This window comes from Paenibacillus sonchi, from assembly GCF_016772475.1.
Lineage (GTDB): Bacteria > Bacillota > Bacilli > Paenibacillales > Paenibacillaceae > Paenibacillus_AQ > Paenibacillus_AQ sonchi.
The window spans coordinates 6,141,119-6,164,731 of the sequence record NZ_CP068595.1 but is presented as its reverse complement, the minus strand read 5'-3'; the positions used below and the strand labels follow the sequence as shown (position 1 = coordinate 6,164,731).

At 41.4% G+C, this 23,613-nt stretch carries 29 protein-coding genes and 1 tRNA gene; 18 read left to right on the top strand and 12 right to left on the bottom strand.

Annotation, left to right across the window (positions count from 1 at the left end; translation table 11 throughout):
• Positions 1-3 precede the first annotated feature (3 nt).
• The 4 genes from JI735_RS27590 (at position 4) to JI735_RS27575 (ending at position 2,113) form a co-directional block, all read left to right on the top strand.
• Positions 4-486 (top strand): SRPBCC family protein, encoded by a 483-nt coding sequence (locus JI735_RS27590; RefSeq protein WP_039834541.1) that lies wholly within the window; start codon positions 4-6, stop codon positions 484-486.
• A gap of 184 nt (positions 487-670) precedes the next feature.
• Complete coding sequence (locus JI735_RS27585; RefSeq protein WP_039834540.1) at positions 671-1,189, top strand: YfiT family bacillithiol transferase; 519 nt, start codon at positions 671-673, stop codon at positions 1,187-1,189.
• Positions 1,190-1,502: 313 nt separating this feature from the next.
• The gene (locus JI735_RS27580; protein ID WP_039834539.1) at positions 1,503-1,910 is read left to right on the top strand and encodes a hypothetical protein; all 408 of its coding nucleotides are present in this window, start codon (positions 1,503-1,505) and stop codon (positions 1,908-1,910) included.
• A gap of 53 nt (positions 1,911-1,963) precedes the next feature.
• The gene (locus tag JI735_RS27575; RefSeq protein ID WP_202676631.1) at positions 1,964-2,113 is read left to right on the top strand and encodes a hypothetical protein; all 150 of its coding nucleotides are present in this window, start codon (positions 1,964-1,966) and stop codon (positions 2,111-2,113) included.
• A gap of 18 nt (positions 2,114-2,131) precedes the next feature.
• On the opposite strand, the gene JI735_RS27570 is transcribed toward JI735_RS27575, so the two are convergent.
• Positions 2,132-2,557, bottom strand: coding sequence for a hypothetical protein (locus JI735_RS27570; protein ID WP_039834538.1), 426 nt, complete (start codon positions 2,555-2,557; stop codon positions 2,132-2,134).
• 293 nt (positions 2,558-2,850) lie between these two features.
• On the opposite strand from JI735_RS27570, the gene JI735_RS27565 reads away from it, so the two are divergent.
• The 3 genes from JI735_RS27565 (at position 2,851) to JI735_RS27555 (ending at position 4,702) form a co-directional block, all read left to right on the top strand.
• A complete protein-coding gene (locus tag JI735_RS27565; RefSeq protein ID WP_039834537.1) occupies positions 2,851-3,063 on the top strand; it encodes a hypothetical protein in 213 nt (70 codons plus the stop codon).
• 84 nt (positions 3,064-3,147) lie between these two features.
• Positions 3,148-3,519 (top strand): nuclear transport factor 2 family protein, encoded by a 372-nt coding sequence (locus JI735_RS27560; RefSeq protein WP_083886569.1) that lies wholly within the window; start codon positions 3,148-3,150, stop codon positions 3,517-3,519.
• Between the two features lie 808 nt (positions 3,520-4,327).
• On the top strand, positions 4,328-4,702 hold the full coding sequence (locus tag JI735_RS27555; RefSeq protein WP_202676630.1) for a hypothetical protein: 375 nt from the start codon (positions 4,328-4,330) through the stop codon (positions 4,700-4,702).
• 412 nt (positions 4,703-5,114) lie between these two features.
• Here the strand turns inward: JI735_RS27555 and JI735_RS36405 are convergent, their stop codons facing one another.
• On the bottom strand, positions 5,115-6,152 hold the full coding sequence (locus tag JI735_RS36405; RefSeq protein ID WP_051051679.1) for a fibronectin type III domain-containing protein: 1,038 nt from the start codon (positions 6,150-6,152) through the stop codon (positions 5,115-5,117).
• 237 nt (positions 6,153-6,389) lie between these two features.
• Here JI735_RS36405 and JI735_RS27545 point away from each other — a divergent pair, with 237 nt between their 5' ends.
• On the top strand, positions 6,390-6,587 hold the full coding sequence (locus JI735_RS27545; RefSeq protein ID WP_039834535.1) for a hypothetical protein: 198 nt from the start codon (positions 6,390-6,392) through the stop codon (positions 6,585-6,587).
• A 328-nt stretch (positions 6,588-6,915) separates the two neighbouring features.
• Positions 6,916-7,083 carry a hypothetical protein gene (locus JI735_RS27540; protein ID WP_157771323.1) on the top strand — a complete coding sequence of 56 codons (168 nt, stop codon included), beginning with the start codon at positions 6,916-6,918 and terminating at the stop codon, positions 7,081-7,083.
• 85 nt (positions 7,084-7,168) lie between these two features.
• Here the strand turns inward: JI735_RS27540 and JI735_RS27535 are convergent, their stop codons facing one another.
• From JI735_RS27535 to JI735_RS27505, 7 genes are all read right to left on the bottom strand, one after another.
• The gene (locus JI735_RS27535) at positions 7,169-7,645 is read right to left on the bottom strand and encodes a ferritin-like domain-containing protein (protein ID WP_039834534.1); all 477 of its coding nucleotides are present in this window, start codon (positions 7,643-7,645) and stop codon (positions 7,169-7,171) included.
• 373 nt (positions 7,646-8,018) lie between these two features.
• Positions 8,019-9,239 carry a hypothetical protein gene (locus JI735_RS27530; protein ID WP_202676629.1) on the bottom strand — a complete coding sequence of 407 codons (1,221 nt, stop codon included), beginning with the start codon at positions 9,237-9,239 and terminating at the stop codon, positions 8,019-8,021.
• Positions 9,240-9,313: 74 nt separating this feature from the next.
• Positions 9,314-10,936, bottom strand: a complete 1,623-nt coding sequence (locus JI735_RS27525; RefSeq protein ID WP_202676628.1) for an HD domain-containing protein — start codon at positions 10,934-10,936, stop codon at positions 9,314-9,316.
• A gap of 125 nt (positions 10,937-11,061) precedes the next feature.
• Positions 11,062-12,597 (bottom strand): serine/threonine protein kinase, encoded by a 1,536-nt coding sequence (locus tag JI735_RS27520; RefSeq protein ID WP_039834529.1) that lies wholly within the window; start codon positions 12,595-12,597, stop codon positions 11,062-11,064.
• A 131-nt stretch (positions 12,598-12,728) separates the two neighbouring features.
• A complete protein-coding gene (locus JI735_RS27515) occupies positions 12,729-14,000 on the bottom strand; it encodes a hypothetical protein (RefSeq protein WP_039834528.1) in 1,272 nt (423 codons plus the stop codon).
• 220 nt (positions 14,001-14,220) lie between these two features.
• Positions 14,221-15,267, bottom strand: a complete 1,047-nt coding sequence (locus JI735_RS27510) for an Ig-like domain-containing protein (protein WP_051051678.1) — start codon at positions 15,265-15,267, stop codon at positions 14,221-14,223.
• Positions 15,243-15,560, bottom strand: a complete 318-nt coding sequence (locus tag JI735_RS27505) for a hypothetical protein (protein ID WP_039834527.1) — start codon at positions 15,558-15,560, stop codon at positions 15,243-15,245. Before JI735_RS27505 ends, JI735_RS27510 begins: the two co-directional genes overlap by 25 nt.
• Positions 15,561-15,977: 417 nt before the next feature.
• On the opposite strand from JI735_RS27505, the gene JI735_RS27500 reads away from it, so the two are divergent.
• Positions 15,978-16,277 (top strand): tyrosine-type recombinase/integrase, encoded by a 300-nt coding sequence (locus JI735_RS27500; protein WP_083886565.1) that lies wholly within the window; start codon positions 15,978-15,980, stop codon positions 16,275-16,277.
• Positions 16,278-16,423: 146 nt separating this feature from the next.
• Here JI735_RS27500 and JI735_RS27495 read toward each other — a convergent pair.
• Positions 16,424-16,495: transfer RNA gene (locus JI735_RS27495), tRNA-Val, on the bottom strand.
• Between the two features lie 134 nt (positions 16,496-16,629).
• On the opposite strand from JI735_RS27495, the gene JI735_RS27490 reads away from it, so the two are divergent.
• From JI735_RS27490 to JI735_RS27465, 6 genes are all read left to right on the top strand, one after another.
• A complete protein-coding gene (locus JI735_RS27490) occupies positions 16,630-17,109 on the top strand; it encodes a cupin domain-containing protein (protein ID WP_051051677.1) in 480 nt (159 codons plus the stop codon).
• A 26-nt stretch (positions 17,110-17,135) separates the two neighbouring features.
• Positions 17,136-17,429, top strand: a complete 294-nt coding sequence (locus tag JI735_RS27485) for an NUDIX hydrolase (RefSeq protein ID WP_039834526.1) — start codon at positions 17,136-17,138, stop codon at positions 17,427-17,429.
• Between the two features lie 285 nt (positions 17,430-17,714).
• On the top strand, positions 17,715-18,794 hold the full coding sequence (locus tag JI735_RS27480; RefSeq protein ID WP_039834525.1) for a site-2 protease family protein: 1,080 nt from the start codon (positions 17,715-17,717) through the stop codon (positions 18,792-18,794).
• Between the two features lie 69 nt (positions 18,795-18,863).
• Positions 18,864-19,076: a hypothetical protein gene (locus JI735_RS27475; protein WP_039834524.1), complete on the top strand. Its 213-nt coding sequence runs from the start codon at positions 18,864-18,866 to the stop codon at positions 19,074-19,076.
• 113 nt (positions 19,077-19,189) lie between these two features.
• Entirely contained in the window at positions 19,190-19,633 is a 444-nt protein-coding gene (locus tag JI735_RS27470) for a GNAT family N-acetyltransferase (RefSeq protein ID WP_039834523.1), read from the top strand.
• A gap of 93 nt (positions 19,634-19,726) precedes the next feature.
• Positions 19,727-19,960, top strand: coding sequence for a DUF3892 domain-containing protein (locus JI735_RS27465; protein WP_039834522.1), 234 nt, complete (start codon positions 19,727-19,729; stop codon positions 19,958-19,960).
• An 88-nt stretch (positions 19,961-20,048) separates the two neighbouring features.
• On the opposite strand, the gene JI735_RS27460 is transcribed toward JI735_RS27465, so the two are convergent.
• Positions 20,049-20,807, bottom strand: coding sequence for an MBL fold metallo-hydrolase (locus JI735_RS27460; protein ID WP_039834521.1), 759 nt, complete (start codon positions 20,805-20,807; stop codon positions 20,049-20,051).
• 151 nt (positions 20,808-20,958) lie between these two features.
• Here JI735_RS27460 and JI735_RS27455 point away from each other — a divergent pair, with 151 nt between their 5' ends.
• Together JI735_RS27455 and JI735_RS27450 are read left to right on the top strand one after the other, a co-directional pair.
• Complete coding sequence (locus JI735_RS27455) at positions 20,959-21,510, top strand: hypothetical protein (RefSeq protein ID WP_039834520.1); 552 nt, start codon at positions 20,959-20,961, stop codon at positions 21,508-21,510.
• Between the two features lie 90 nt (positions 21,511-21,600).
• Entirely contained in the window at positions 21,601-21,924 is a 324-nt protein-coding gene (locus JI735_RS27450; protein ID WP_019911532.1) for a DUF1292 domain-containing protein, read from the top strand.
• A gap of 133 nt (positions 21,925-22,057) precedes the next feature.
• Here JI735_RS27450 and JI735_RS27445 read toward each other — a convergent pair whose 3' ends face one another.
• Positions 22,058-23,533 (bottom strand): aminotransferase class I/II-fold pyridoxal phosphate-dependent enzyme, encoded by a 1,476-nt coding sequence (locus tag JI735_RS27445; protein WP_039834519.1) that lies wholly within the window; start codon positions 23,531-23,533, stop codon positions 22,058-22,060.
• Positions 23,534-23,613 lie beyond the last annotated feature (80 nt).

Genomic DNA, 23,613 nt, shown 5'->3' with positions numbered 1-23,613 from the left:
CAAATGATTGCTGCACTTCAAGCCGCCCCACAGGGAGCAACCGCTGTGTTTGAACGCTATTATAAGCATCCGGTGTCCAAGGTGTGGGCAATGCTGACGGATAATGCGCTGCTGGCTAAATGGTTTCCTGAACTTAGAGTCCAGGACCTGTCGGCAGGCGGGAGCATGAAGTTCGACATGGGGAACGGCCATTTTGAAGTTATGGAAATTAAGGATATGATAGTGAATTCTATCCTGGAGTATACCTGGGGGAACGACAGGGTGCGTTTTGAACTGAGTCCTGATGGAGCCGGCTGCCGGCTGCTGCTGATCGAGCACATAACCGAAATCACCGGTCATACGGCCAAAGACCTCTCCGGCTGGCATGTCTGTCTCGACGTAATCGGGGCGCTTCTGGACGGTGGTGAGCTGCACAACCGCAAGCAGGTATGGGAGCAATGGTACGACGAATATACCCGACTGGTGGCGGATTTCCGCCAAGCCTGATCGGTAAAATGATGGTAATTGAATCCCCGCGCACACGACAATTGAATGACCGGATGGATGCCGTCTTTCGGTATTCATGCCTTTTACACGTGCCAAGCTGCTTGTGAACTATGGTGGGAATCTTATTTTAGCGATACAATTAGTTAGGCACAAAAAACAAGGATTTTTAGGAGGATTAAAGTAGATGGATATGAAATACCCGATTGGCACTTTTCAATTTGACGATGAAATTACTAGCAGTGTTACAAGTGTTTGGATCAATGAGATTGAAGCTTTACCAAGATTATTACGGGAGGCTGTAAAAGACTTAGATCATGAACAGCTTGAAACAGCTTATCGTTCTGGAGGATGGACTGTTCGACAAGTCATACATCATCTTGCAGATAGTCATATGAATGCCTACATCCGCTTTAAATTGGCTCTTACAGAAGAAAATCCTATAATTAAACCATACGATGAAACGAAATGGGCAGAACTATCAGACTATAAATTGCCAATTGAACCATCACTTTTACTCCTCGAAACATTGCACAAACGCTGGACTAACCTTTTACGCAGTCTAACTCCTGCTGATATGGAAAAGACATTTATTCATCCGGAATCAGGTAAAGTTTCAATAGGTAAAAATATAGGAATCTATGCTTGGCACGGTAAGCATCATCTTGCACATATTACTTCTCTGTGTAATCGTAAGGGCTGGTAAATGATTTTGTGAACAAATGCACCTTAAATTTTCCTTTTCAGTTCCATCGACGCCTGATTCAAAAAGTTCAGTTCATCTTAAACCCAATGCTTGGATACCAGGCAACCAACATTCTCTGAAAAAGGATAGAGGAGCAACCGGAATGTAAAATGGTCTTTCAAAATCATTTAGGAAACCCTGCCAGCAACGGCGGGGTATTTTATATAGAAGCATACATAAAAAATAGGGTAGAGGTTATCGCTGATCTGTCCAATCCAATGTTCCTCTCTCTGCATACTCTATGAGTAGAAAAATATAGAGGAGGCAGTTTAGCATGGCACAAATCATAGATGTAGGCAGCAGCACCGCATCAACAGGAAGCCAAACCTTGTCCATTCCTATTCTTTCACCGGAACAAAATTTAATCTTAGCTGAATTTGGAGTGGCTACCGTAGCAAGCGGATCCGTTCTATTAAATTCTACAATTGGATTTCAAACTACTCTGGGCACTCCGAGTGTAGTCTTTACCCTATACCGGGACGGTCAGCCTATTTTTAATGTTGGAGCTAACGGTCTTGCTTTAATGGCTATTCAACCTATTTCTATTTCATATTTGGATAGAAGCGTTCCAGCGGGATATCATGGATATTCTTTAGGTGTTTCGAATAACAGTCTGAATATTTTGCTGAATACTGCCAGTGTTACTGGACCTGTCACGTTTTCCGGAGTGTCTATAGGGTAATTGAGATTAAAGCAAACCCGCAGGGCTTGGTATGAAGCCTGACGGGTTTGTTTTTGTTCATTGAAAAACTAATAGCTGAAAGCGAAGCTGGCAAGCCGCAGTTCTGGGCGCTTGGGAATATGGGTATCAAAACCAAAAGCATCGGTAAAAGCCCTGTCGGCCGTAATGGTCTGAAGGGCTTTTTTTTATTTTTCATTTTTTAATTCTTCGTGTTCCATAGCTTAAATTACGCCGTCTCCTCCAATAGCGGTTGCTGTGAATGCTATGGGTCCAAATAGATTTATAGGCAAGTTGCTGTCATTTTGAATTACCAATTCATAGTTGTGGACTCCAAGATAAGGACCATCAACCCACAGAACATTTATTTGAATATCAGTAGTTGTAGTAAAACGATAAAAGGATCTATAAATATCAACTCCAGCCCGCCGAATTATAGCAAAAAATTGACTATTAGCAAGGGCAGTAAGACTAAAGCTACCATTTAACTCGACTCTACTGGAGAAAGAGGCAGGATTGGCCGGGCTAATATTTACTTGCGCTGTGGCTATCTCCGCTCCAGCTCCAGGAATCCCAACAACCGTTGTAGTAATAGTAAACGGGTCTAACGGGATTTTTGCCTGTGAACCATAGCTTATAATTTCTGCCATTTATCATCACTCCATTTCAAGGTTATAGATTATTATATTGTGAATCCGCAATTATAGATTGGACTTAATTCCTGATGAATATATACATTTAAGTTGTACTTTGCTTGATCATATAAACCTAGATAGTAGTGGGGGAATATACAAAAAACACTTTTACCAAAAGAGGCTGATCCGTAGCATGCCGTATTGTGCTCCAGTTTCGCATCAGGAAATTTTTCCTATCGTCATATACATAATGTTCCAAACGGAATATACTCGGTTAATAAACTCTAAAGAAGGAGTTGATTGTAACAATGGTGTTACAACCCGGATTGTTTTATGGTGGAGGTATCAGTATCTTTTTCTTTTTGATTTGGTTGGGATGTATTGGATTAGGGATTTTTGCATTTATCCTATTTGTTAAACTTGCTCTCAGAGCAATTACAGCTTTGGATTTATACAATCACGCAAAAAACCTTGAAATTCGTGAACGTTATGAGTCTGTCCAAAAGGATGATAATGTTTGAGCGCTACATCCTTTGCCTGACATGTCTGTTTGTATTTGCTGCAAGGCGACGTTGGATTTATTTGGCTATCATTGGAGGCGTACGATGATTGAAAGAGAACAAATAATAGAGAATTATTTTGAATCCTGGATTAACAAAAACAATGTTATATTAAGAAAAATCTTCGACCCGAACATTATCTATTCTGAATGTTATGGACCTGAATATCACGGATTACACGCCATAGAAAGCTGGTTTGAAGATTGGAATAAGCGTGGAACAGTTTTTGTTTGGAATATAAAGCAATTTATTCATCAAGGCAATTTAACCGCTGTTGAATGGTACTTTAAATGTGAGTATGAGGCAGAGGTTGGGGAATTTGACGGTGTATCATTAATTGAATTTAATAATGATAACTTGATTGTGAATTTAAAAGAGTTCCAGTCTAAAATACCACACTATTATCCATACAAGTAAATTCAATTGCAATAAGTAGAACAAACCCGTCAGCCTTAAAATGCCTGACGGGTTTGTTTTTGTTTATTGAGCCGTATACTCACTGACTTCGAAGGTAAGGATTTTATCGAACACAACATAATCCATGCGTTTGCTGAAAGGTACTTTGTTGTTATCGTGCTTATTGATTACGTATTTGGCTGGGCCAGATTCGGCATCTCGTACATCGTACCACTCCAAAACGGCATCACTTCAATCATAGTAGGTCATATTCTTTTTGAGTTCCGTTAGTCAGTGTAATTTTTGTTGACCTTTTTAATGTATATGTTTGAGTTTCATCTAGTTCAGTTACGCCTGAATGACTACCTAAGATATCATTCCTACCTATTAGGTATATAGAGTCATTTATAAATGTTGATGCTGCTAAATATCTAGGCTCCAAAGTCATGGGACCAGCAGTCCATGTATCAGACGAATATAATAGAGAAGATGTGAAATAAGAAACCAAAATAGAAAGGATGAATATGGTTAAATTCTGTGCCGGAGAGTGGGGTTACAAAAAAGAAAATATCATAAAATGAGATCAATTTGAGAAAACAGAATGGAATCCGTCTAACGCTACTGGCGCATTCAAAACAGGCGAAGAAATATACGGGTGTATCTGGGGCCGTTGTGAAGGGACAGGGGAGTTTTGTTCCAGAGTGGAAATTGAGAAGGGAAAAACTTCCTGAGTGCCGTAATATGACATGGGGAGGTATGTAGCGAAAAAAGAAATAATAAATTTTAGAATTGGGGGATTTATTTATGAAGTAGTGTTTCAAAATTGTTCGTGATTATTTTTGCAGGGATGTTGTTCTTCTCATTTCAATCAAGTACATATGCAGCAGCAATAGGAACACAACTTAAGGTACCTGAAACTGGATGGACAAGGTTTAATGATAATGTTATCAAGGTGTATTATACTGGTAATTGGGTTACACCAGCGCTTTCGGGTTATTATGGAGGTACCATCAAATCAACGGCAGACATTGGTTCAAAAGTTATGTTTAGATTTTATAGAACCAAAATCCGTATTATTTCTGATTCATCAAGCAGTGAGACGCACACTTCAAAAGCAGAGATCCAAATTGATGGTACGAAAGAAAATTTTCATATAAATTATGTTAATGAAGGTTATCACTTGTTTATGAAAAAACTGGACTAGAGCTTGGAATACATGAAGTAGTTATCACATGCACAGAGAAAAAAGTTACTTCGCTAGACGCGTTTGATATTGAACAATACATAAAATAACCCGCCGGGCGCGTGCCTGACGGATCTAATTTTGCTACGCGGGCGACCTCACCGTCCAAAATAACATCGTCAGCAAACGGGAGTTGCAGCTCAGGATACTGACGGGTGCAGTCGTTATTGTGGCGGGTGTATAGCCAGATCTGTTCGGCTTCCTGGAAGTAGATCTGCCGGTATCAGTATCTTAGGCTCAAATATATAATCGCTGTGACTATATGGACCAGCAACGGTTTGTAATAACACAGGGGATATAAACATAGAAAACCTCCCCTATCCAATTATAGCGTTATGCTACAGAGGACAGAGGAGGTAAGTAATAGTAAGGACTATTCGGTTTTTGTGTACTCACTTACTTCAAAGGTTAGAATCCGATCGAAAATTACATAGTCTTTACGACTGGTAAAAGGCCCTTTATTGTTATCATGCTTGTTGATTGCATATGAGGCAGTACCTGTGCCGGCTTGTTTGTTTTCGTACCAGGCAATGAAGGCATTCACTTCCTCCAAGTTTAGATCAAATTCTTTTTCAAGGCCGGTGCTCATGGTTACGATAAGGATTGCTCTGCCTGTGCTTTGAGGCGTGAGAGCAACTTCATTGGAATTCGAACTCTCACCATTTTCATTTGTTGCACTAACTACATAATAATACGTTATACCTGTTTGGATTTTTGAATCAGAGTATGAATAAGTTAACCCAGTTACTGTTGCTATGTTTTCATACGGTCCATTAGGGCGTGTTCCTCTTTTTATATTGTAAGAATTAGCTGCCTCAGTTTTTGTCCATGTAAGTTCATTTGTAGGGCCATTAGTCTTTCCTTGAAGTATTGGAGGCTCGCTTATATCACCGATAAGTTGAAGCTCAGCTATATTTCCGCGGTAGCCTTGTTTAGCACCAAAATCGGCTGTGATATTTAATTGATACTTTGAAAAGCTTCCAGGACTCTCGATAGTGTATTTTCTTAATTCTTTGGCTTTCCAACTAGGCTGATTTGTTCTTGTGTCTATTACAACCCAACTTGTCCCATTCCAACCTTCGAAAGTCCAAGTTTTCGGAAGTCCATCAACATAGATACTGCCATTTACTGCGGTAATTGTATATTGAGTAATCACTTTAGGGATTTTAAAATCGTATCCCATATAAATTGGAAGGGCATGGGTCGTAGACCAATCATCATCTGTAGTTAAATCAATTTTATCAAATGCTTGATATGCCTTTCCAGCTTCTTCACCAATAGAGAAAGCTTGCCCAGAAGGAGCTGTATTTGATGTCATTTTCAGAGTTAAATCCCCACTTGCCGCAAAAACCCCTTGAACAGAGAATAAAGAAAACATTAGAAAAGCCAAAGTCAAAATAATTTTTTTCACTAAAATTCCTCCTGTAGATTTATTTCTGGTCAATATCTCTTGCTTAAAACACAAAAGTAACAATACAAATTAATCCAAGGATTGTCTAAACAAATATGCCTATATCTGCAATAAAGTGAGTGGATAAGATTAATTTCTTTTTTATCCCAACTTGAGAATATGTTACTTGTTGTTTTTATAGAACGTACGTTTGGTTATAATACAAACAAACGTTCTTATTTAATGGGAGGCGATCAAATGCACATGCACATTGGTCAAACCGTTGAAATCGTATATATGGACAAAGCCGGGAAGATCACACAGAGGAAGATTGAAGTACACGGCATCCGCGATGGCCGCATCCGGGCAACCTGCCTGACCACCGGCGCGCCCCGGGTATTTCTGACCGCCAGCATCCTCGCTTGGCAGCCAGTCACAGAAAAACGCTATGCTTGATGATACTCCGCGTAAGCTGCTGCGGATCATATCTCAGTATCAATATCACTTCAGGCGGATGCCGACTCTCCGAGAGTTGGGACGTTTAAGCGGGCGGCGGCCAGCGGATATTATAAAGGGGTTTAAAGTGCTGGCCGCCGAAAATCACATAACATGGGAAGTGTCTAAGCCGATAGAGACTGCCGTAATTATTGAGGGGTGGGAAAGGAATGTGCCTTACGACATTTCTCCGCAGCGGGGCGTACAGAGCGGCAGGGCCGGGAAGAATATAGATTATTGGCTATACCATTAAGAAGGAGTCACAGTGACCAGATTGGAGGTCATTTAAATGAACAAACTCGACGGCAATGAACACTGGAAAACGAAAATGATCATGACCGAGCATGTTGAGCAGTTCGAGGGTCAGCAGCGTGATGCGGGAATATCGGATGGACAGGAGGATTCTTGGTGTATCACAAAATATTTTGGTGAGGATGCAAGGAACGATTTGGCATGACGCGCGATGTTATGCGCACGGAGATTAGCTAAAAAAGCCCTGCAGACCGCCCCCGGGGCTTTTTCTATTTTTCGGTAACAAATTACTACCGATATGCAGCTGAGTTCAGCAGCAATAGATTATTATACTTCGAAGCATGCTTTTGCTCATCGAGAATAATGCCGTACAAAGTATCCTTATAAACGCCGTATGGAAGGCCGAACCATATCTTCCGATACTTTTCAACTGCAGATAATTCACCTTGGAAGGCTTTTTGTAAACCGGCAGTATACGAAGTAACTTGTTCAGGGGCTTCATTGCTAGCTCCGGTCACTTCATGACCAGTTAATTCCCTGTACATTTGCCGGAACATTTGATTATGCCCTCGTTCATCATTCCGGATAGAGGTAATAACTTCAGCTTGTTCGGGGTTCGGAGCAAGTTGGATGAGTTGGTCATAAAAAAGTTCATCATTTCGCTCCCCTTGGACTGAATTCCTCATTAATTCAAGTGCATCAGGAGTTGATGTTGCCCAAATAGGGACAAATTGTGATCTGAACCAATACGGATACACCATATACATGAGCTTAGGCCTCCAATAATTAGCAAGTATTCTATAACAACCAATCATATGCGCATTAGCCCATTGCATGTGCAGGATTCCTCTTTTTACTTCTTTCTAAAAAATATTGCTCCAATTTTACAGATAGACGGGAAGGCAAAAAGAAAAGACTCCTTATAAAATAAGGAGTTTAAAGGATGATGCAGTATAGGACGGATGGGGTTCGAACCCATGACCCCTACCCTGTCAATGGAGTACCGCGGTTTCCTTTACTGTCCAGTAAAATCAATCCTAAAAGCTGATACTACATGAAGTTAGAAGGTGATACGGAAAGGGTCGTTCCTTCTATATCCGCATGTTATTTTGAGTATGCTACCACCTTGCTACCAGTAATTTAACGATAGCTTGTGAAAAACATTGACTTATCAATAATTATTTTAGGGGGAAGGAATTGTGATGGTAACCCCTTAATCTCTCTCCATTTATTAATATGATCATTTAATATATCTGATTCATACCCATCTATGGTAATTGGCGTTTTAAGTAATTCTAATATTTTATTATAAGCATTGGTTATTAAGAAATCAGAGCGTTCTTCTAAAGCAGAGTTAACTTTAATTAACCACTTTACAAGAATATTATTTAAGTTTAGAACTAATACTTCTCTGTTTTTTCTACTCCTTCTGGAATCAAATAGTCTCAAACCAATAATGTTTTTGTTATCGTGTTTAGCTAAAGAATAAGTAAATCTATGATAGTCATAGTCATTCGAATTAATAAATTTTCTGAGATATGTTGCTTTAGCAGTTGTCCACAAAGTTAAGTGAAAATAATTTTCGTTTATTGATGTAATTTTTGAGATTGCTCTTTCATAGTATGGAATAATATTATCAGCAATACGGAAAAGGTCCATATCAAGAAGTACTGGCTCTTTTATTGAATTTAGTATTTCCTGAATCTCGTTGATAGAGTATTTTTTATGATAGCTATTAATAGAAAAAGTGTAAAATTTATTGAATTTAGAAATCTCATTTGGAGATAGCAATTTTGGCTTCCCTGAAATAAACACTCTAATAATCGGAGTGTCTTGAAAGCTTTTTATGATTCTTGGCTCGGAATTAATTATCTTATTGATGTATATCCATTTATTATTCATAGTATCTATAGGAGTTGAGGATAGATGCTCATTAAGGATTGCTATAAACCTATTATATATTACTGGATTATCTAGGTGATTTTCTCTATCCATATGTTGGCGAGATAAGTTAGGCTTCAAGTATTCACCTCGATAATCTATTCGAAAACTAAAGGGCCCAGAGGCTTCAAACTCACTATAAGCAATACCATTTATACATGTCAGATTTCGAGGAGAATTGGGTTTTATAGCTATTGGATGAGAATTTTCATATTGGTAATTTATCCAATTCCACTGGCTCCAATCATCTTTATTGTTATCATTGAGATGGGTTACATATATTTCTCCAAATACATCTTTCTCATCTATAAAATAAACAGACGTAACAAATTTTTTATTCTCTTCAAGGCTCTCTATTTCATATGTGAATTGATTAACCTCTTCACTATTGATGACACTTTGAGTACCTAATTCATTCAAGAAAATTGGAAACTCTATTTTTTTACACCACTTATTCAATAAACTGTATAGCTCATTCTTACTAAACTCTTTTTTTAGTATAAGCGAGATTTTAGTTCCACTTTTTTCCGCGATCCTTTGTCGGTTAATAAATAACTTCTTGGACTTGTTAGACACAAGGATATTGGACCTTCTCCACGGAATGAGGAGGGTTTAAAAGTCTCCACAGTTATATGTTCACTGACTGCGAATACCGATAAAAAACCCACTCCAAATTGACTGTTTGGCTTAAAACTGAACTTCCTTTGGAATTCTTCAGACGTATAGTAGGAACGCCCAACCTGCAAAAAATACTTTTTTATTATCTCTGTATCCATGCCGAGTCCATTATCTTCAATAACTAAAAGTTGTTTGAGATGTTCTTCTTGAGAAAGGGGGCTTTGAATAGCTATTTCTTCTAATGTAATATTAATCGGATATTTTTCTCTAATATGCTCACTTATTTGATTAGTGAAGGTTGGGACATCATCTCCTTTATTTTTCAAGTCTTCAATTAATTTACATCTCGTTGCATCAAGTGCATTCTGCAGTAATTCTCTGAGGAAATCTTTTTCGGACTGATAAACGTCTGAGATCAATCTTTGAAATACCATGTCTTGATCAAGTTCAAGCTTCCACTCAGAGGGGATATATGTGGCCGATATGCTTGGTTCTATTTTTATAGAAGAATTTAAAGTACCCATACTTACACTTGGGACAATCCAATTGGAATGTCTAGTGGCTTTTGACATAATTATAGACGTATTTTTCATTTCATCAACTAACCATTGACACCAATCTTGTAGAAACCTATGTTCATCTTGAGTGTTACATTTTGCAGTAATTTCAATAGAATCAGTTGCTGTTAGTCGATGGGTAATTCTTTGATATTGAGTCCAATGTGCCAAGCTATCTGCTGGTAGAGGACAAGCAGCGTTCATTAACAAGGGACAGGCTCTGTCATAAGACATGTCCAGCAAATCACCAATTCTAAGCAACAGAGCAAGAAACTTTACATTTACTTCTTCTCCTCTGATGTCGCGACGTTCAGGATACTTTTCACTGTCATCAAGTTCATAGCTACTTAAACCATGGGCCACGCATATATCTGTTATTGTTCGAAACAGTGAAGGATCATCAAATGAAAATTTCCCTAAGAGAGTATGGTTTTGAGTCATAATATCGACTGCCTTAAGATGATGTGTCTTCCTTATGTATTCCGCTATTAAATATCTTGTTTGTAGATCAGCTATAAAATTACGAGTACTGATTTCAATACTGTTATCCTCCCTAATTCCCATTATTTCATTCCAGCGCTTTGCCCCGCTTCTTGAAACCCATAAGTTCCATTCCTCAGATTGTAATATCTTTATTTTCTCTTGATCTGAAACGACCATGCCAGTATCGTGGAGTAAAGCTGACGCCATTATAATAAATGCTTCTGCACTCGACAAACGTAAGATAGCCTGTTCCTGATCGTTATCCTTAAAGAGCATCTTAGAAATCTGCAAAATGATTTCTTCGCTGTGTTCAACTGTGTGTCTTGTATAATGGGGAAAGGTGTGGGGAATATATGAGAGCCAATTGGCTACGGATTCTCTTAATTCAAGAATTTTCCCATGATATAATGAATTTTTCTTATTTAAGTATTTCATAAGAGCCATGTCCGATAAATACATTCTCCGACCTCCAAAAATCAATATCAATAAACTTAAAAGTGTATACAATGCAGGAGTTTGCCTTCCTTTATCTTTTACACAATGTTCTAATGTTTTAAAGAAGCAAGGACTAGTGCTGTTAAACTTCAACTCATCATAACAGATATTGGATGTCGCTGTAATTTATCTAGCCTCTTGAGTTGACTCTCATCCACTTCACCAGCATCTTTAATAAAATGGTATACGTTATCTACTATTTCCCTATTGTTATCACGATGAGTATCAACATTTATCGGATTTGCAAAAGTTGCCACAAAGAGGAAATCTCGTTCAAGCTCTCTTATGCGAATTTCAGCCCTATTACTTAATTTTTCAATTACACCGTTTATCTCTGCATAACCATCATCATACTCCTGTCTAGTTATATAGTTATCCATAAACCAAGCTGCTTCTTCAGTCTTCTGACCATAATATTCATAAATGCCAAAAGGAGGCATTGCCGCGCATTGTAGAAGAATGTATTGGTGATCATAAGAGTGATCCCTTTTTACCCAAATCGCCTCGATCAGACATTCGCTACTGTCAAACAACCAAATATTTTCATCTATTAGACGAATATTATCAATAGGACAATCTGATGAACCTTGGGTCCACCATAACTTTAGTTTATTATATTGGTCAGCCAATCTACTCATTATTAAGTCGATTTTTTGTTTCTCTGTAATTTTAATAAGCCCCGTTTTTCCAGGACATGTTGATCTTAATATCTCGTCAAATCCTCTCAAAGCGTTTAAAACCCTATCTTCTTCGCTTTCTCGGACTTCAATGGGCTTAAGGGCCGAATTAAGAAGGTGGCTCACCTCAGTTGCATTTTGAGGTCTGTTTATAGGATCATACTGTAAAAGCAAATCAACTATAGGATCTAAGGGTGCAAACGATTCATGTACACTTTTTAATTGTGTACGACCTACACCTCTTACAGTATCATCCGTAATTAACCATTGAATCAATTGCCCTAAAGCAAATAAATCCATAGTAGGTTCTGTTTCTGGTTTTACTTGAAACTGCTCAGGAGCTGAAAATGCAAAATTAGCTAATCTATCTTTTTTTTCTGTCTTAACAAGACGTTCATAATGCTCAGGATCGAACCATGAAATTCCGAAATCAGCAAGTACTAAATCGTTGTCGTCATCTACTAAAAGGTTTTGCGGTTTTAAATCGCGATGGACTATATTCATGCTATGAATCTTGTCTAGACAGTATAAGAGGTTCTTCACTATTGGTAATACATCATCAATCTGGTTAATCTGGTTCTTCCTTTTCCACGCGTTTAGAGTGTAAGGGTACTTTTTCATAATCATATAAGGGAATATGCTGCTTTCAACTTTCAAGAGATCATAAAAGTAGATTGGGACAACAGCTTGAGAATCGGATAACTTAATTACTTCACGAACTTCAGTTACAAATCTCTTATGCCTAGATGTAGCTTCAATAGAACAATCTTCTGCGAGGAACTTGATTGCTACTTGCGTTCGACCCCATATTGCGGAAAAAACAAGCGCATTACCGCCTTGACCAATTTCTTCTTCAATTTCTACTTTCCCTAAAATGGTATCAATAAACTTCGTTTCCTTAAAAAATAACCTTAATTTATTTTTATCCTCATCCACTTTGCTTACCATGTAAATTCAACAACCTTTCAATTATAAAAATTTGATGGTTTCTAAAAAAATATTTAAATCAGGCATTTAAACCAAATCTGCTATACGTTTTTCGGTTTTTATTAAAAATTGAACCGTAAGATAAAGTCATATCATTTTATATCTAGTTTCATGAAAGATTTAAACAAAGCATCCTTATCATTTCTTAGAAAGTAATCTTTTGCTCCTAGATTCCATGTATCAACAAAAGTGTTAACAAATTGTTTATAGTATTCCTCAGTAGATACTGTTTCAAAGAGTGGCGCCAGATCAGGATTACTTAAAACATGAGTCATAATTTCACTATATCCAATAATCTTTTTCATGTAATTTCCAGGGAACCATTCTTCTTTTATAAAGGTTGATTGTTCTTTTATTAGAAACTTTATTTTATACGTTTTATAACCGTATTTACTAGTAAAGGTATCGGTAACAACAGCCAAATCGGAGTAAGATGTCAAGATAATGTCATTTATTTGAAATCTATCCACAATTAATAGGTTTATAAGTTCTTGTTCATTTGTAGGCAGATTGAGAATGGTATTGATTTCATCATCGAAGCCCTTTGGACAGTCCCCAAGAATTGTTTGGACTCTGCCAATCAGGCATACTATGGTTAACCAGATTTTCATCATTGTTTTCTCAATAGTAATAGTTGACGGTAGATCAATTTTTTTATCTGGAATAAAATGAATTGATTCGCTTGTATCGGAATATCTTTTATAAGATAAGCCCAGAACTAACTTTTCTCTTGCATTCGTGGCGATTAAAGCCTCTTTAAGCTTCTGTCTAAAGCTCTTAAAGGGACTATATGGGTACTTGGGAGAATTTATAGATTTTTTCTCTTGGAGGTACCAGCACTTATTGAAATCAATTTCAGGTTCAAAGAGTTGTATTGTCTTTTTTGTCTCCGCGAGTTGCAACAGGTGATTTTCAAAAGGGTGACCGTAAAATTCCTTCCAGTCATTGATCTCCATTTGAATATCATTGTATTCTCTCATAAGCAAATAATGTTTAAAGTAATTTTCGTCATTTGTTTTATCAAATAAAATAAGATCCACAAGAGCTTCTAGCAACTTCCGATTCCACATAGACTGTTCATCACTTACTGCTTGAATAATAACTCGCGTAGGGAATGTTTCAAGATCAACTGGATCGTCTCCAGATAAAAAGTCAATCCAGCGGAACATAGAAGAGCCTACCATCGCAATTTCCTCTAATACAGTATACAAATAGTAACCTTTAGAATTATTTCTAATATGAAAATGATTCGGATAAGTTATGTATTGCTGGTCATCTATATTTAAATAAGGTGCATATTCTTGGAGAATTTTAATTGAGCACTGTGCCCAATACTGCATTTGTTGTAATTTCTCGGTTTGCATATATCCTCCTTAGACTATTCTTCATGGCAACTCGCCAATGTACACTCAATAGTTTGAATAAAATATCTATACATCACCTGCTTTGGTAGTTTAGAGATATTTCTATTGTATATCAAGTCTTGATGCATCGTATAGACAAAATGCAACTACAAACTAAAAACAAAAAGCACCTTTTTATAGGTGCTTGTCATGTGTGCTTGATCAGTTGAGGTCAAGATATTCAATATTTCTTTAGTGTGAGCTGATACCCATCAGAAGTTGTGAGTATAATCGTTTTAGAATCCACCAGCTTTATAGTAGTCTTCTGGTCACCATCTTCATACTTAAAAGTGAGCTTATCACCATTGTAAACGAAAGTGATATTGTTAGGGAATTCCTCACCTTCGCTGAAGAATGTAATTCCTCCCTTAGTGTCACTCTTAATGGTCAGCTTAAAGGCTAACTCATCTGAACCTGGAGTGCTCCATTGTCCTTCAAAGGCTGTTACACCCACGTTCGAACCGCTGTTAGATTTATATAATGTGACGCTGAATGATCCGAGATTCCACATTGCGCTGCTGTTTGATTTGGTCTCTTTGAAGCCGAACAAAAGATTGTCCCCATTGATTTCTACAGTTCCTTTTCCACTGTTTCCCCAACCATCATCTGTATAGGAGAAAATCCCTTTGCCATTTTTAATTTCTGTTCTGATCTCAACATCAGCTATCCGATTGGATGGAGGGGAACTAATAGAGAAAAATTGTCCAGTCAGCACATTATTTTTGAAGCTTTTCAGTTCAAAATAAATAGCACCATCAGTTAACAGTTGTTCTTCTGAATTTTTAATGTCCTTCTTTTCCACCCATAGCCCTGTACTGAGACTTACTGTACTAGAAGCTACATTGATTACTGCATATGTGCTTTTGCCGCCTGAGCTTGTATATATGATTGCTTTTCCTGGATTGACAGCCGTTACTAAACCACTCACATTTACCGTTGCTACCTTAGTATTGGTAGAAGAGTATGTAATCTTTACATTTGTGCCTTTGGGTGAGGTAACTACGTTTGGCTTTAATTGAAATGTCTGTTTTGGTTTTAATGCATTTGACGGACTTGCGACCGATATTGAGGTCACTTTTGCCGCTTGATTTGCATAGATCACGGGAGCTGTACTTGTAACTAAAGTAACAGAAAACAGGCTTAGAACAGTTGCCAATAGAATTTTTATAAATAGTCTCATTGTGAATCTCCTCTCAGTTTCTTCTATAATAAGCTGTCTTTTTTCCATAGAGTATCTCCTTTAAGAAAGTATTCTTCTAGAATCTTATAATCATGAATCAGACGGGCTGTCATCTCGTTAGTTCCGCCTTTATCAGGGTGATGCTTTTGGATAAGCTGCCTAAATCTTGACTTTATAAGTCCAAATTCATTTGTGGTTACGGGCATTTCGAAGGCTTTAAGTACTCTCACAATATGAGTAGGGTGTGTAGTTTTTTGCTTTGGATTATCCCCAGTTTGCTTATTCGTTCCTGCTTCCTGCTGATCAGCTTTCCTAGGGGCATCATCAAATTTTTCTTCCAAGTCTTTAAGGAAGTCAATAACTTTCTCTAACCGTTTAATCCATTCATCTGACTTTGCTTTCCGTGCTTCAACCTTAGCTTCGTAATGTCTTTTATAGTATGGATATCCCAGATAGCATTGCAGTACTGCATTTATCAGGCAGATTGAAATGATAGCTATTATATTTAACCCTAATGCAAAATAGAGGCAAATTCCTGCAAATATACTACCAGTTAAAATATTATTGTAATAACTGTAAATTCGCTGTTCTTTTTCATATCCCTCTTTGAAAAAGTAGTATTACCAAAAGGACAAAGTTAATAAATCGCCAATGAATAACATTCCCGTAAGCTCCTTTGCTATTAACCCATACCTCCGAGCAGCGCTACAGAGAAGTGGAAGCGGCGGCAACAACTGGAGAAAGAAGACGCTGGGGAAATGTACATTAATTATGATCTTGTAATCTGCACAACGGTCGGAACACCAACTACACCGAGGAATCTGTCCAGAACCTGGTATAACATGCTGAAGAAGTCCGAACTACATCCTATAACCTTTCATGATCTTAGGCATACTCACGCTTCACTGCTTCTGAAGAACAACGTCCATCCTAAGATCGTCTCAGAGCGCTTGGGACACGCTTCAATACAGATTACCCTTGATCTGTACTCTCACCTGTTTCCGAACATGCAAGAAGCAGCAGCACACCTTCTAGGAGAACAATTATTCAGAACTTGAGTTACCCAGCGGTAACTGAGGGATGTATAGAGAAATGAACTGACTTGCTACCACGGTGCTACCATGAAGATAAAGGAGAGGTTATGTTGAGATGGTTTCTGTCCATAAAAAGCAAAAAAGCCTTATAGAATAAGGCTTTCTGCATATAGGACGGATGGGGTTCGAACCCATGACCCCTACCCTGTCAAGATAGTGCTCTCCCGCTGAGCTACCGTCCTGCAACGAAATTTATAATACCATAGGATGTGAGGGGAAGGCAATGTTTTTTTCTGGGCAGGCTTGTGAATATCCGATATGGAAATTATTCCAATATGATATGCTAGGAGTACTCTAAGCTTAAGGAGGGATTTCGATGCCTAGAATTTTCAACGAACAGAATGTTTTATTTGAACCCAAACAGTCACCGGTACCGGAGTTTTCATGGCATACAAGCAGGAAACTGGCCGAGATGGCAGGGTCGAAACACTTGCTTTTTGAGATCAGATCACTGGATCCGGGGAAATATTCGTATCCGTATCATTTTCACAGAAGTGCTGAGGAGATCTTTGTAATCTTGTCGGGTAGGGCTATGCTTAGGACGCCTTCTGGATTCCAGGAGTTGCGGGAAGGCGACACTGTATTTTTTGAGAGCGGCCCGGAAGGAGCGCACCAATTATTTAACCATACTGAAGCTCCATGCCGGTACTTGGATTTACGTACGAACCTGGGCATCGATATTGTCGAATACCCGGACTCCGGGAAGATAAACATCCTGCCCTATGAGGAAGTGTATATGGCTGACAAGGTGGATTATTTCGCAGGTGAGGATAATGTAGCTGATAAATGGAAGTGAACTTAAAATAATCGGTGGTAACTCACATGGCGATGCCTACTCATATCGTTGCTGTCGGAGGAATTGTTGAGAATGAACAGGGAGAGGTTCTTCTGGTAAAAACCTATCATGGCGGCTGGGTGTTTCCCGGCGGGCTGTTAAGTACTTCCGATGAGACATCGGACAGCCGGTGGGTTGCCAAGGATACCGCGCTTGAGATGATCACAAGTTCTGCAATCCGTACCCGGTTCCAGGCTTATCTGGAATTTGTGGGGAATGTGGCCTACATCGTTTATGAAACTAAACCTGAATTTAAAGTAGCAATGAGCAGGGAAATATAAACAGGTCAGATCGCGGCGGAACCGTCTTCAGCCGGAGCAGATTTCTTCTATATAATACAGTGCTGAATTCGCAATGGCAGGAGATTATCCGGCAGTTGGCCTATCCTTCTTTTAACAGCAATGAAAGATCCGGAATTCTGGCCTGGAATGAGGCGGCCGCCGATTGCAGTTAATCGGTGCTGGAGGGGACTTTTTGGCCTTTTGGCCCGGTTTCCCCTGCAATAGTGGAATCGCCTCTCTCAACATGATAATCTTGAATCAAACAATGATAAAGGAGCAACGAATTTGCCGCAACCCAATGAATCCAAGAATAAAACTTCCACCGGGCTGAAATGGCTGGGAGGAGGGGCAGCCATGCTGCTCCTGAAAGGAAAGGCGATTATATCTCTGCTGAAGCTGGGAAAGATAGCCGGTCCGCTGATATCTATGATGTTTTCGATATGGGCTTACGCACTGATCTATCCTTGGCAGTTCGCCATCGGTTTTGTACTGCTGCTGTTTGTCCATGAGCTGGGACATGTGATTGCCGCGAAGAGGATTGGTCTTCCGGTAAGCGCTCCGCTGTTTATTCCTTTTCTGGGCGCTTTGATCACTATGAAAAAACAGCCCCTGGACGCTAAAATGGAGGCTTATGTGGCCTTTGGTGGTCCTGTCCTGGGCAGCGCGGGGGCGGCGGTTGTATTTGCCTTCGCCTATTATTATCACAGTCCGCTTCTGTATTCTCTGGCCTACGTCGGATTTCTGCTCAACCTGATCAATCTGCTGCCGATTCATCCGCTGGATGGAGGGCGCATTGCGACTGCGGTCACACGCTGGCTGTGGCTGGTCGGACTGATAGGCGGATTAGGCGTGATCATCTATCTGAAATCGATCCTGTTCCTGGTTATCTGGGTGCTGTTTGCTTATGACTTGTACAAGAAGTATATCAGCCGGAAAAAGAACAGCCAGACGCGGACCCTTTTGCTCAGATTCCTCATCCCCGTAGAGCATTTAAGGGAACAAGGCTATCTGATCCCGGGGCCGGAGCACACCAGAGAATTGCCGTTCACTACTTACAGCGATCTGGACCGGCAGCAGTATCTCGGCATCCGCTACGAAAGCCTGGACTATTACGGTACCGCCAGACTTCCTGTACAGAGCATCATTGACAAGGTGAAGCTGACCCGGCTTGAGCATATTACGGAGGAGACAGGACTGCATTTGAACGCGCTATGTGAGGTCCAATACACCGTGTTTGAGAACGACAAATATTATGATGTGCCGGCAAGCTACCGCTGGAAATATGGTGCAGCTTATGCTGTGCTCGCGGGGGGCATTGGGTACCTGATGTATTTAGTGCATGTGGTGGGGAATGTAAATCTCTAATCCTCCGTTTAGCTTCGCTCCAAACCGTCAAAGCTGTAAAAAGCTGAAAGGATAGGAGGAGGAAGGCTTATGCGCAGGTATTCATTGCAGGCGGCGGCCTGTTTGCTCATACTTCTGGGTACGGCAGGCTGCGCAGCGCAGGATCAGGCCCCGGGCGCTGTGGAAATCCATAGGATGACAGATCTTGAGGGGCCGCTGGGGAGAACAGACAGCACGCTGTCACCGGTTATTCAGGATGTCTATGACCGTTCGATCCCGGAAGAGGTCTATTCGGGCCATTAGCAGCGGTTACCTGGAAGGTACAGCGTTCATCTCTTAATCTGTACAGAGAAATGGAATTTCTGTATAATAGGTCGACTATCGTTTTGACCTACTTGAGAGGGGACCAAAGGAAGATGGCAGCAGAAATTGTACGTGTGACCACGGATGAACAGCTCCAAATGGGACTGGACATCCGGAAAAAGGTCTTTGTCGAAGAGCAGAAAGTACCCATGGAAGAAGAAGTGGATGAATATGATGTAATTGGCGACAACGTTCATCATATGCTGTTGCTGGATGAAGGCATTCCGGTAGCCACAGGAAGACTGATATACTACAAAGCCGGGACGGCCAAAATGCAGCGGATTGCTGTTCACCAGGCATACCGCAGCAAGGGATATGGACGGGTGCTGCTGCTGGCATTGGAGGGACTGGCCCGGGAGATTGGTCTTAAATCCTCCATACTGGATGCGCAGTGCCAAGCGGAGGATTTTTACATAAAGCTCGGCTATAAGGTGATCTCCTTAGAGCCTTTCTATGATGCGGGAATTTTGCATGTCCGGATGGAAAAGACGCTCTAGCCTGAAGGAATACATACTCATTACCGTTTCAGGAGAAGCTAGAATAGAGCCTAATCATGGCCAATCCAAGCGCGAAGGAGTAGATCCTAAGTGATGAACAGTGCACGTGAACGGTTTATAGCGGCCCAGTGTAATGGTGACGGAGACTTACTCAGCTTCAAGACCTCCTCGGGACGGGTGCTTGATTACCAGCAGGCTTTGCAGGAGGTTCAGGCAGGTGCCATTGCCGGGGTGAATGTTTTTAAAGGCAGAGACGGCGAAATGTATATCCGCGGCGATGCCGATGGTGATCCAACCAACAACCTGGATCAGCTTCCGCAGTTTTAGTCCGCATAGATAAGAACGGCCGGAGAGGCGTCGATGACGTACTGTCCGGCTGTTTTTGTGTAAATATAAACGTACATTCTGTGCGCGATTAAGTATCCTTCCTGCAGTCGGGTAGCCGATAGACCACCTGCTGCTCCAAAAACTCCATTTCACCAGTGTTCCCTTCGAACTTTGGCTTCTCGTCACTGTAATGCATCAGCATAATCAGCTTCCGGATTTCTTCCGGCAAGGACAGCAGTTCTCTAAGGGTAGTGTGCACCTGTCCGCGTCCGCTTAGCTGGCAGTCATGCAGAATCTTCGTAATGCCGCGGTTATGAACCAGGTGGAGCAGAAGTTCGGGCTGGAAAGTCAGATCTGCACTGTAAAAGACACACTCATTCAGCAGAAGCGAATAGCTTGCTTTCCCGGGCATATGTGGCGTGCGGATCAGCTCCAGCGTAAGGGAGGGAGACAGTGTGTACGGAGTGTCAGGCTTCAGCGGTTTGACGTTAAAAACATCGGCTAGCGACCGAGCGCCCCCTTTCCGGTGTAAAGGTTCAAGGAGCGGGTGCTGCCACAGCGGCTCTATCAGAGTCTCTGCGAGCAGCAGTGTCATTTTGCCGTGAGGCTCCTGGCTTGGTGTACGGGCCAGCTCGGCCAGTCCGCCGATATGATCGCCATGGATATGTGTAATCAGCGTTTCAGTCACCTCTTGAAAGGATTTCCCGAGGGCCTTCATCGCCTGGGGGGCTGTCACTCCGCAATCTATCAGAAGTGTGTATCCATGGTCCTGCAGCACAGCGTTATTGTTATAGTATTTTGTGGAAAAGGCATCTCCTGTGCCCAGCATCTGTAAATAAATAGTCATGAAAGAAGCCCTCCTGTATAAGCGGCTGAATCTATTGATCCTATCGTATCATTGTTTACAAAAGGAGTGAAATAATTCCCTGCCATTCCGCAACTTGTTGCTATTTTTGCAGTATATATTAACAGCATGAATTACTTGGGGGTCTCTAGCGATGAGATGGAAGAAAATTGCTGTCTGTGTGGTTGTATTTTCCTTAATGGGAGGCTCATTATTATTTGCGGATGCGGTTAACCAGAAGATCAGAGTATGGAGCAACGGCAAAGAAGTGGCCGATGGCGGTTATTTAATCGACGGCAAAGCCTATATTCCCGCCAGGGAGGCTGGGGGTGTCGTCAGTTGGGATGGTTCAGGCAAGCTGAGCATCCTGAAGCCGAATGTCCATATTGTGCTGTTCAAGGGTGACAACGTCTTTGGCAATGTGAATGTAGGCAAGCTCAAGATTAAGGTGCTGACCCAGGTGGACAGCTTAACCGAGGAGGTTGCAGCGGTGAAGGTGGCCATCACGGACCCGTCCGGCAACGTGAAGGACATTCAGTCCCAGGATCTCGGAAGCTCGAAGAAGGAGGACTTCTGGTTCCCGACTTCAGAATTCACTTATGATTTCAAAGATGCCGGCAAATACCGGGTAGGGTTCTATATTAAGCCTTCCAAAGGCGCTGATTATATACTTGTGTCAGAGAAAGTAATCACTGCGCTGGATTAGCCGATTCAGGCCTCGCTCAAATTGACCTGACTTATCTTACGTGTTACGATACCAAATGTAGGATAAATCAATTTAAAGTGAGGTATTTCAATGAGCGATCACAAACATGAGCATGGCCATGAACATGGTGAAGCATGCGGTTGCGGACATGATCACGACCATGAGCACGAGGAGTTTGTGCTGACCTTGACGAATGAGCAGGGCGAAGATGTGGAAATGGTGCTGGTGGAAACGTTCGATGTAGGCGAGAAGCTGTACGCTCTGCTGTTGGAACGCGAAAACCCTGAAGCGGATGGCATCATTCTGCGCATGGAAGAAGAAGATGAAGAAATGGTGCTTTACAACATTGAAGATGAAGCTGAATGGAAAGCTGTTGAAGAAGCTTACAATGAGCTGCTTGCCCAGCAAGAATAGATTTCAGTGTAGCCATAATGGCTGAAAACCGCCTTGGACAAGGCTGTGACGCTAAGCTGAGAGCGCGCAAAAACCCGATACTTGTTAAGTGTCGGGTTTTTGCGTTTCTGCTTGGCTGAAGGATGACAGCCGGTCAGGAGATCGGCTCAGCCTCCACAATGACTTTGACGTAGTTAATGCTGCGGTCCTCGGGACCTTTGACCGGCAGTCCGATTTCTACATGGTCGATGATATAATCGATGTTATCCTGGGTAATAACTTCACCAGGGAGCAGAATCGGGATCCCTGGAGGGTAAACATAAATGAACTCTGCAATGATATAGCCTGCAGACTCGCGGAAGGGCACTACTTGCGTATCTGCATAAAAAGCATCTCTGGGAATCAAGGCGAGCTGCGGGATTTCCGGCACCTGCACCTTAAGCTCATAGATTTCGCCTTTGCTGTAATGGACCGCAGACAGCACACGCAGGGCGGAAATCAGCTTGTCGACAGATTCCCGGGTATCTCCTGGGGTAATCAGGCAAAGAATATTATACATGTCGCTTAACTCTACTTCGATCTTGTACTTCTCGCGCAGCCAGTTTTCCGTCTCGTAACCGGTGATGCCGAGATGGCGCACATGAATGTTGAGCTTCGTCGGATCGATGTTAAAGGTAGCTTCTGTGCCGAGAATTTCTTTGCCGAAGCTGTACAAGCCGTCAATGTTATTGATCGCATCACGCGCATAGTTGGACAGGGCAATGGTTCTTGCCGCCATCTCGTGGCCGTTCAGGGCCAGATTGCGTCTGGAGGTATCCAGAGATGCCAAAAGAATATATGATGTTGAAGTTGTGGTCAGCATGCTGAGGATCGTCTGTACCCGCTGCGGATTCACAAGTCCGGTCTTGGCATTCAGATTGAGCACGGAGCTCTGTGTCATGGAGCCGCCCAGCTTGTGTACGCTGGTTGCCGCCAAGTCAGCTCCGGCCTGCATGGCCGATACCGGAAGATCCTCATGAAAATGAATCAATACTCCATGTGCCTCGTCCACCAGTACGGGAACCCCGTAGCTGTGGGCCAGGTCGACAATCGAACGCAGGTCGGCGCAGACGCCAAAATACGTTGGATTGATAACAAGTACACCCTTGGCATCGGGATGGCGCCTTAAGGCCTTCTCGAGTGCGCTGGTGGTAATACCATGGTCTATCCCAAGATTCTCATCCTGTACAGGAGAGACAAAAACAGGCTTGGCTCCGGAGAAAATAATGGCCGACATCACGGATTTGTGAATGTTGCGCGGCACAATAATTTTATCTCCTTCCGAGCAGACAGAGAGGATCATAGTCATGATGGCATTGCTCGTGCCCTGTACGCTAAAATACGTATAGTCGGCACCGAAAGCCTCCGCAGCCAGCTTCTGAGCTTCAAGAATTACGCCGGTAGGCTGATGAAGGTCATCAAGCGGTGCGATGTTGATCAAATCTATGGATAGAGCGTTATCGCCGATAAACTCACGGAATTCGGCATCGGTTCCTAGCCCCTTCTTATGCCCGGGAATATGAAATTGAACTGGGTTTCCGGCGGCATGCTTTTTGAGAGCAGTGAAGAGGGGAGTTACGTGTTGATCCATTTAATGCTGTCACAACCTTTCGTGAAGAGTAATTTTTTCAAGCAAGCCCCAGTATAACAAATCAATCAACATAATACTAG

Bases quoted from the DNA above. Each gene is read 5' to 3' on its own strand.
- JI735_RS27470 (WP_039834523.1), top strand. From the start codon at position 19,190: ATGGCAGCAGAAATTGTACGTGTGACCACGGATGAACAGCTCCAAATG.
- JI735_RS27580 (WP_039834539.1), top strand. From the start codon at position 1,503: ATGGCACAAATCATAGATGTAGGCAGCAGCACCGCATCAACAGGAAGC.
- JI735_RS27535 (WP_039834534.1), bottom strand. From the start codon at position 7,645: ATGTATATGGTGTATCCGTATTGGTTCAGATCACAATTTGTCCCTATT.
- JI735_RS27565 (WP_039834537.1), top strand. From the start codon at position 2,851: ATGGTGTTACAACCCGGATTGTTTTATGGTGGAGGTATCAGTATCTTT.
- JI735_RS27485 (WP_039834526.1), top strand. From the start codon at position 17,136: ATGGCGATGCCTACTCATATCGTTGCTGTCGGAGGAATTGTTGAGAAT.
- JI735_RS27500 (WP_083886565.1), top strand. From the start codon at position 15,978: ATGTACATTAATTATGATCTTGTAATCTGCACAACGGTCGGAACACCA.
- JI735_RS27455 (WP_039834520.1), top strand. From the start codon at position 20,959: ATGAGATGGAAGAAAATTGCTGTCTGTGTGGTTGTATTTTCCTTAATG.
- JI735_RS27540 (WP_157771323.1), top strand. From the start codon at position 6,916: ATGAACAAACTCGACGGCAATGAACACTGGAAAACGAAAATGATCATG.
- JI735_RS27545 (WP_039834535.1), top strand. From the start codon at position 6,390: ATGCACATGCACATTGGTCAAACCGTTGAAATCGTATATATGGACAAA.
- JI735_RS27460 (WP_039834521.1), bottom strand. From the start codon at position 20,807: ATGACTATTTATTTACAGATGCTGGGCACAGGAGATGCCTTTTCCACA.
- JI735_RS27490 (WP_051051677.1), top strand. From the start codon at position 16,630: ATGCCTAGAATTTTCAACGAACAGAATGTTTTATTTGAACCCAAACAG.
- JI735_RS27520 (WP_039834529.1), bottom strand. From the start codon at position 12,597: ATGGTAAGCAAAGTGGATGAGGATAAAAATAAATTAAGGTTATTTTTT.
- JI735_RS27560 (WP_083886569.1), top strand. From the start codon at position 3,148: ATGATTGAAAGAGAACAAATAATAGAGAATTATTTTGAATCCTGGATT.
- JI735_RS27465 (WP_039834522.1), top strand. From the start codon at position 19,727: ATGAACAGTGCACGTGAACGGTTTATAGCGGCCCAGTGTAATGGTGAC.
- JI735_RS27450 (WP_019911532.1), top strand. From the start codon at position 21,601: ATGAGCGATCACAAACATGAGCATGGCCATGAACATGGTGAAGCATGC.
- JI735_RS27510 (WP_051051678.1), bottom strand. From the start codon at position 15,267: ATGGAAAAAAGACAGCTTATTATAGAAGAAACTGAGAGGAGATTCACA.
- JI735_RS27585 (WP_039834540.1), top strand. From the start codon at position 671: ATGGATATGAAATACCCGATTGGCACTTTTCAATTTGACGATGAAATT.
- JI735_RS27525 (WP_202676628.1), bottom strand. From the start codon at position 10,936: ATGTATTTATCGGACATGGCTCTTATGAAATACTTAAATAAGAAAAAT.
- JI735_RS27515 (WP_039834528.1), bottom strand. From the start codon at position 14,000: ATGCAAACCGAGAAATTACAACAAATGCAGTATTGGGCACAGTGCTCA.
- JI735_RS27445 (WP_039834519.1), bottom strand. From the start codon at position 23,533: ATGGATCAACACGTAACTCCCCTCTTCACTGCTCTCAAAAAGCATGCC.
- JI735_RS27475 (WP_039834524.1), top strand. From the start codon at position 18,864: ATGCGCAGGTATTCATTGCAGGCGGCGGCCTGTTTGCTCATACTTCTG.
- JI735_RS27590 (WP_039834541.1), top strand. From the start codon at position 4: ATGATTGCTGCACTTCAAGCCGCCCCACAGGGAGCAACCGCTGTGTTT.
- JI735_RS27570 (WP_039834538.1), bottom strand. From the start codon at position 2,557: ATGGCAGAAATTATAAGCTATGGTTCACAGGCAAAAATCCCGTTAGAC.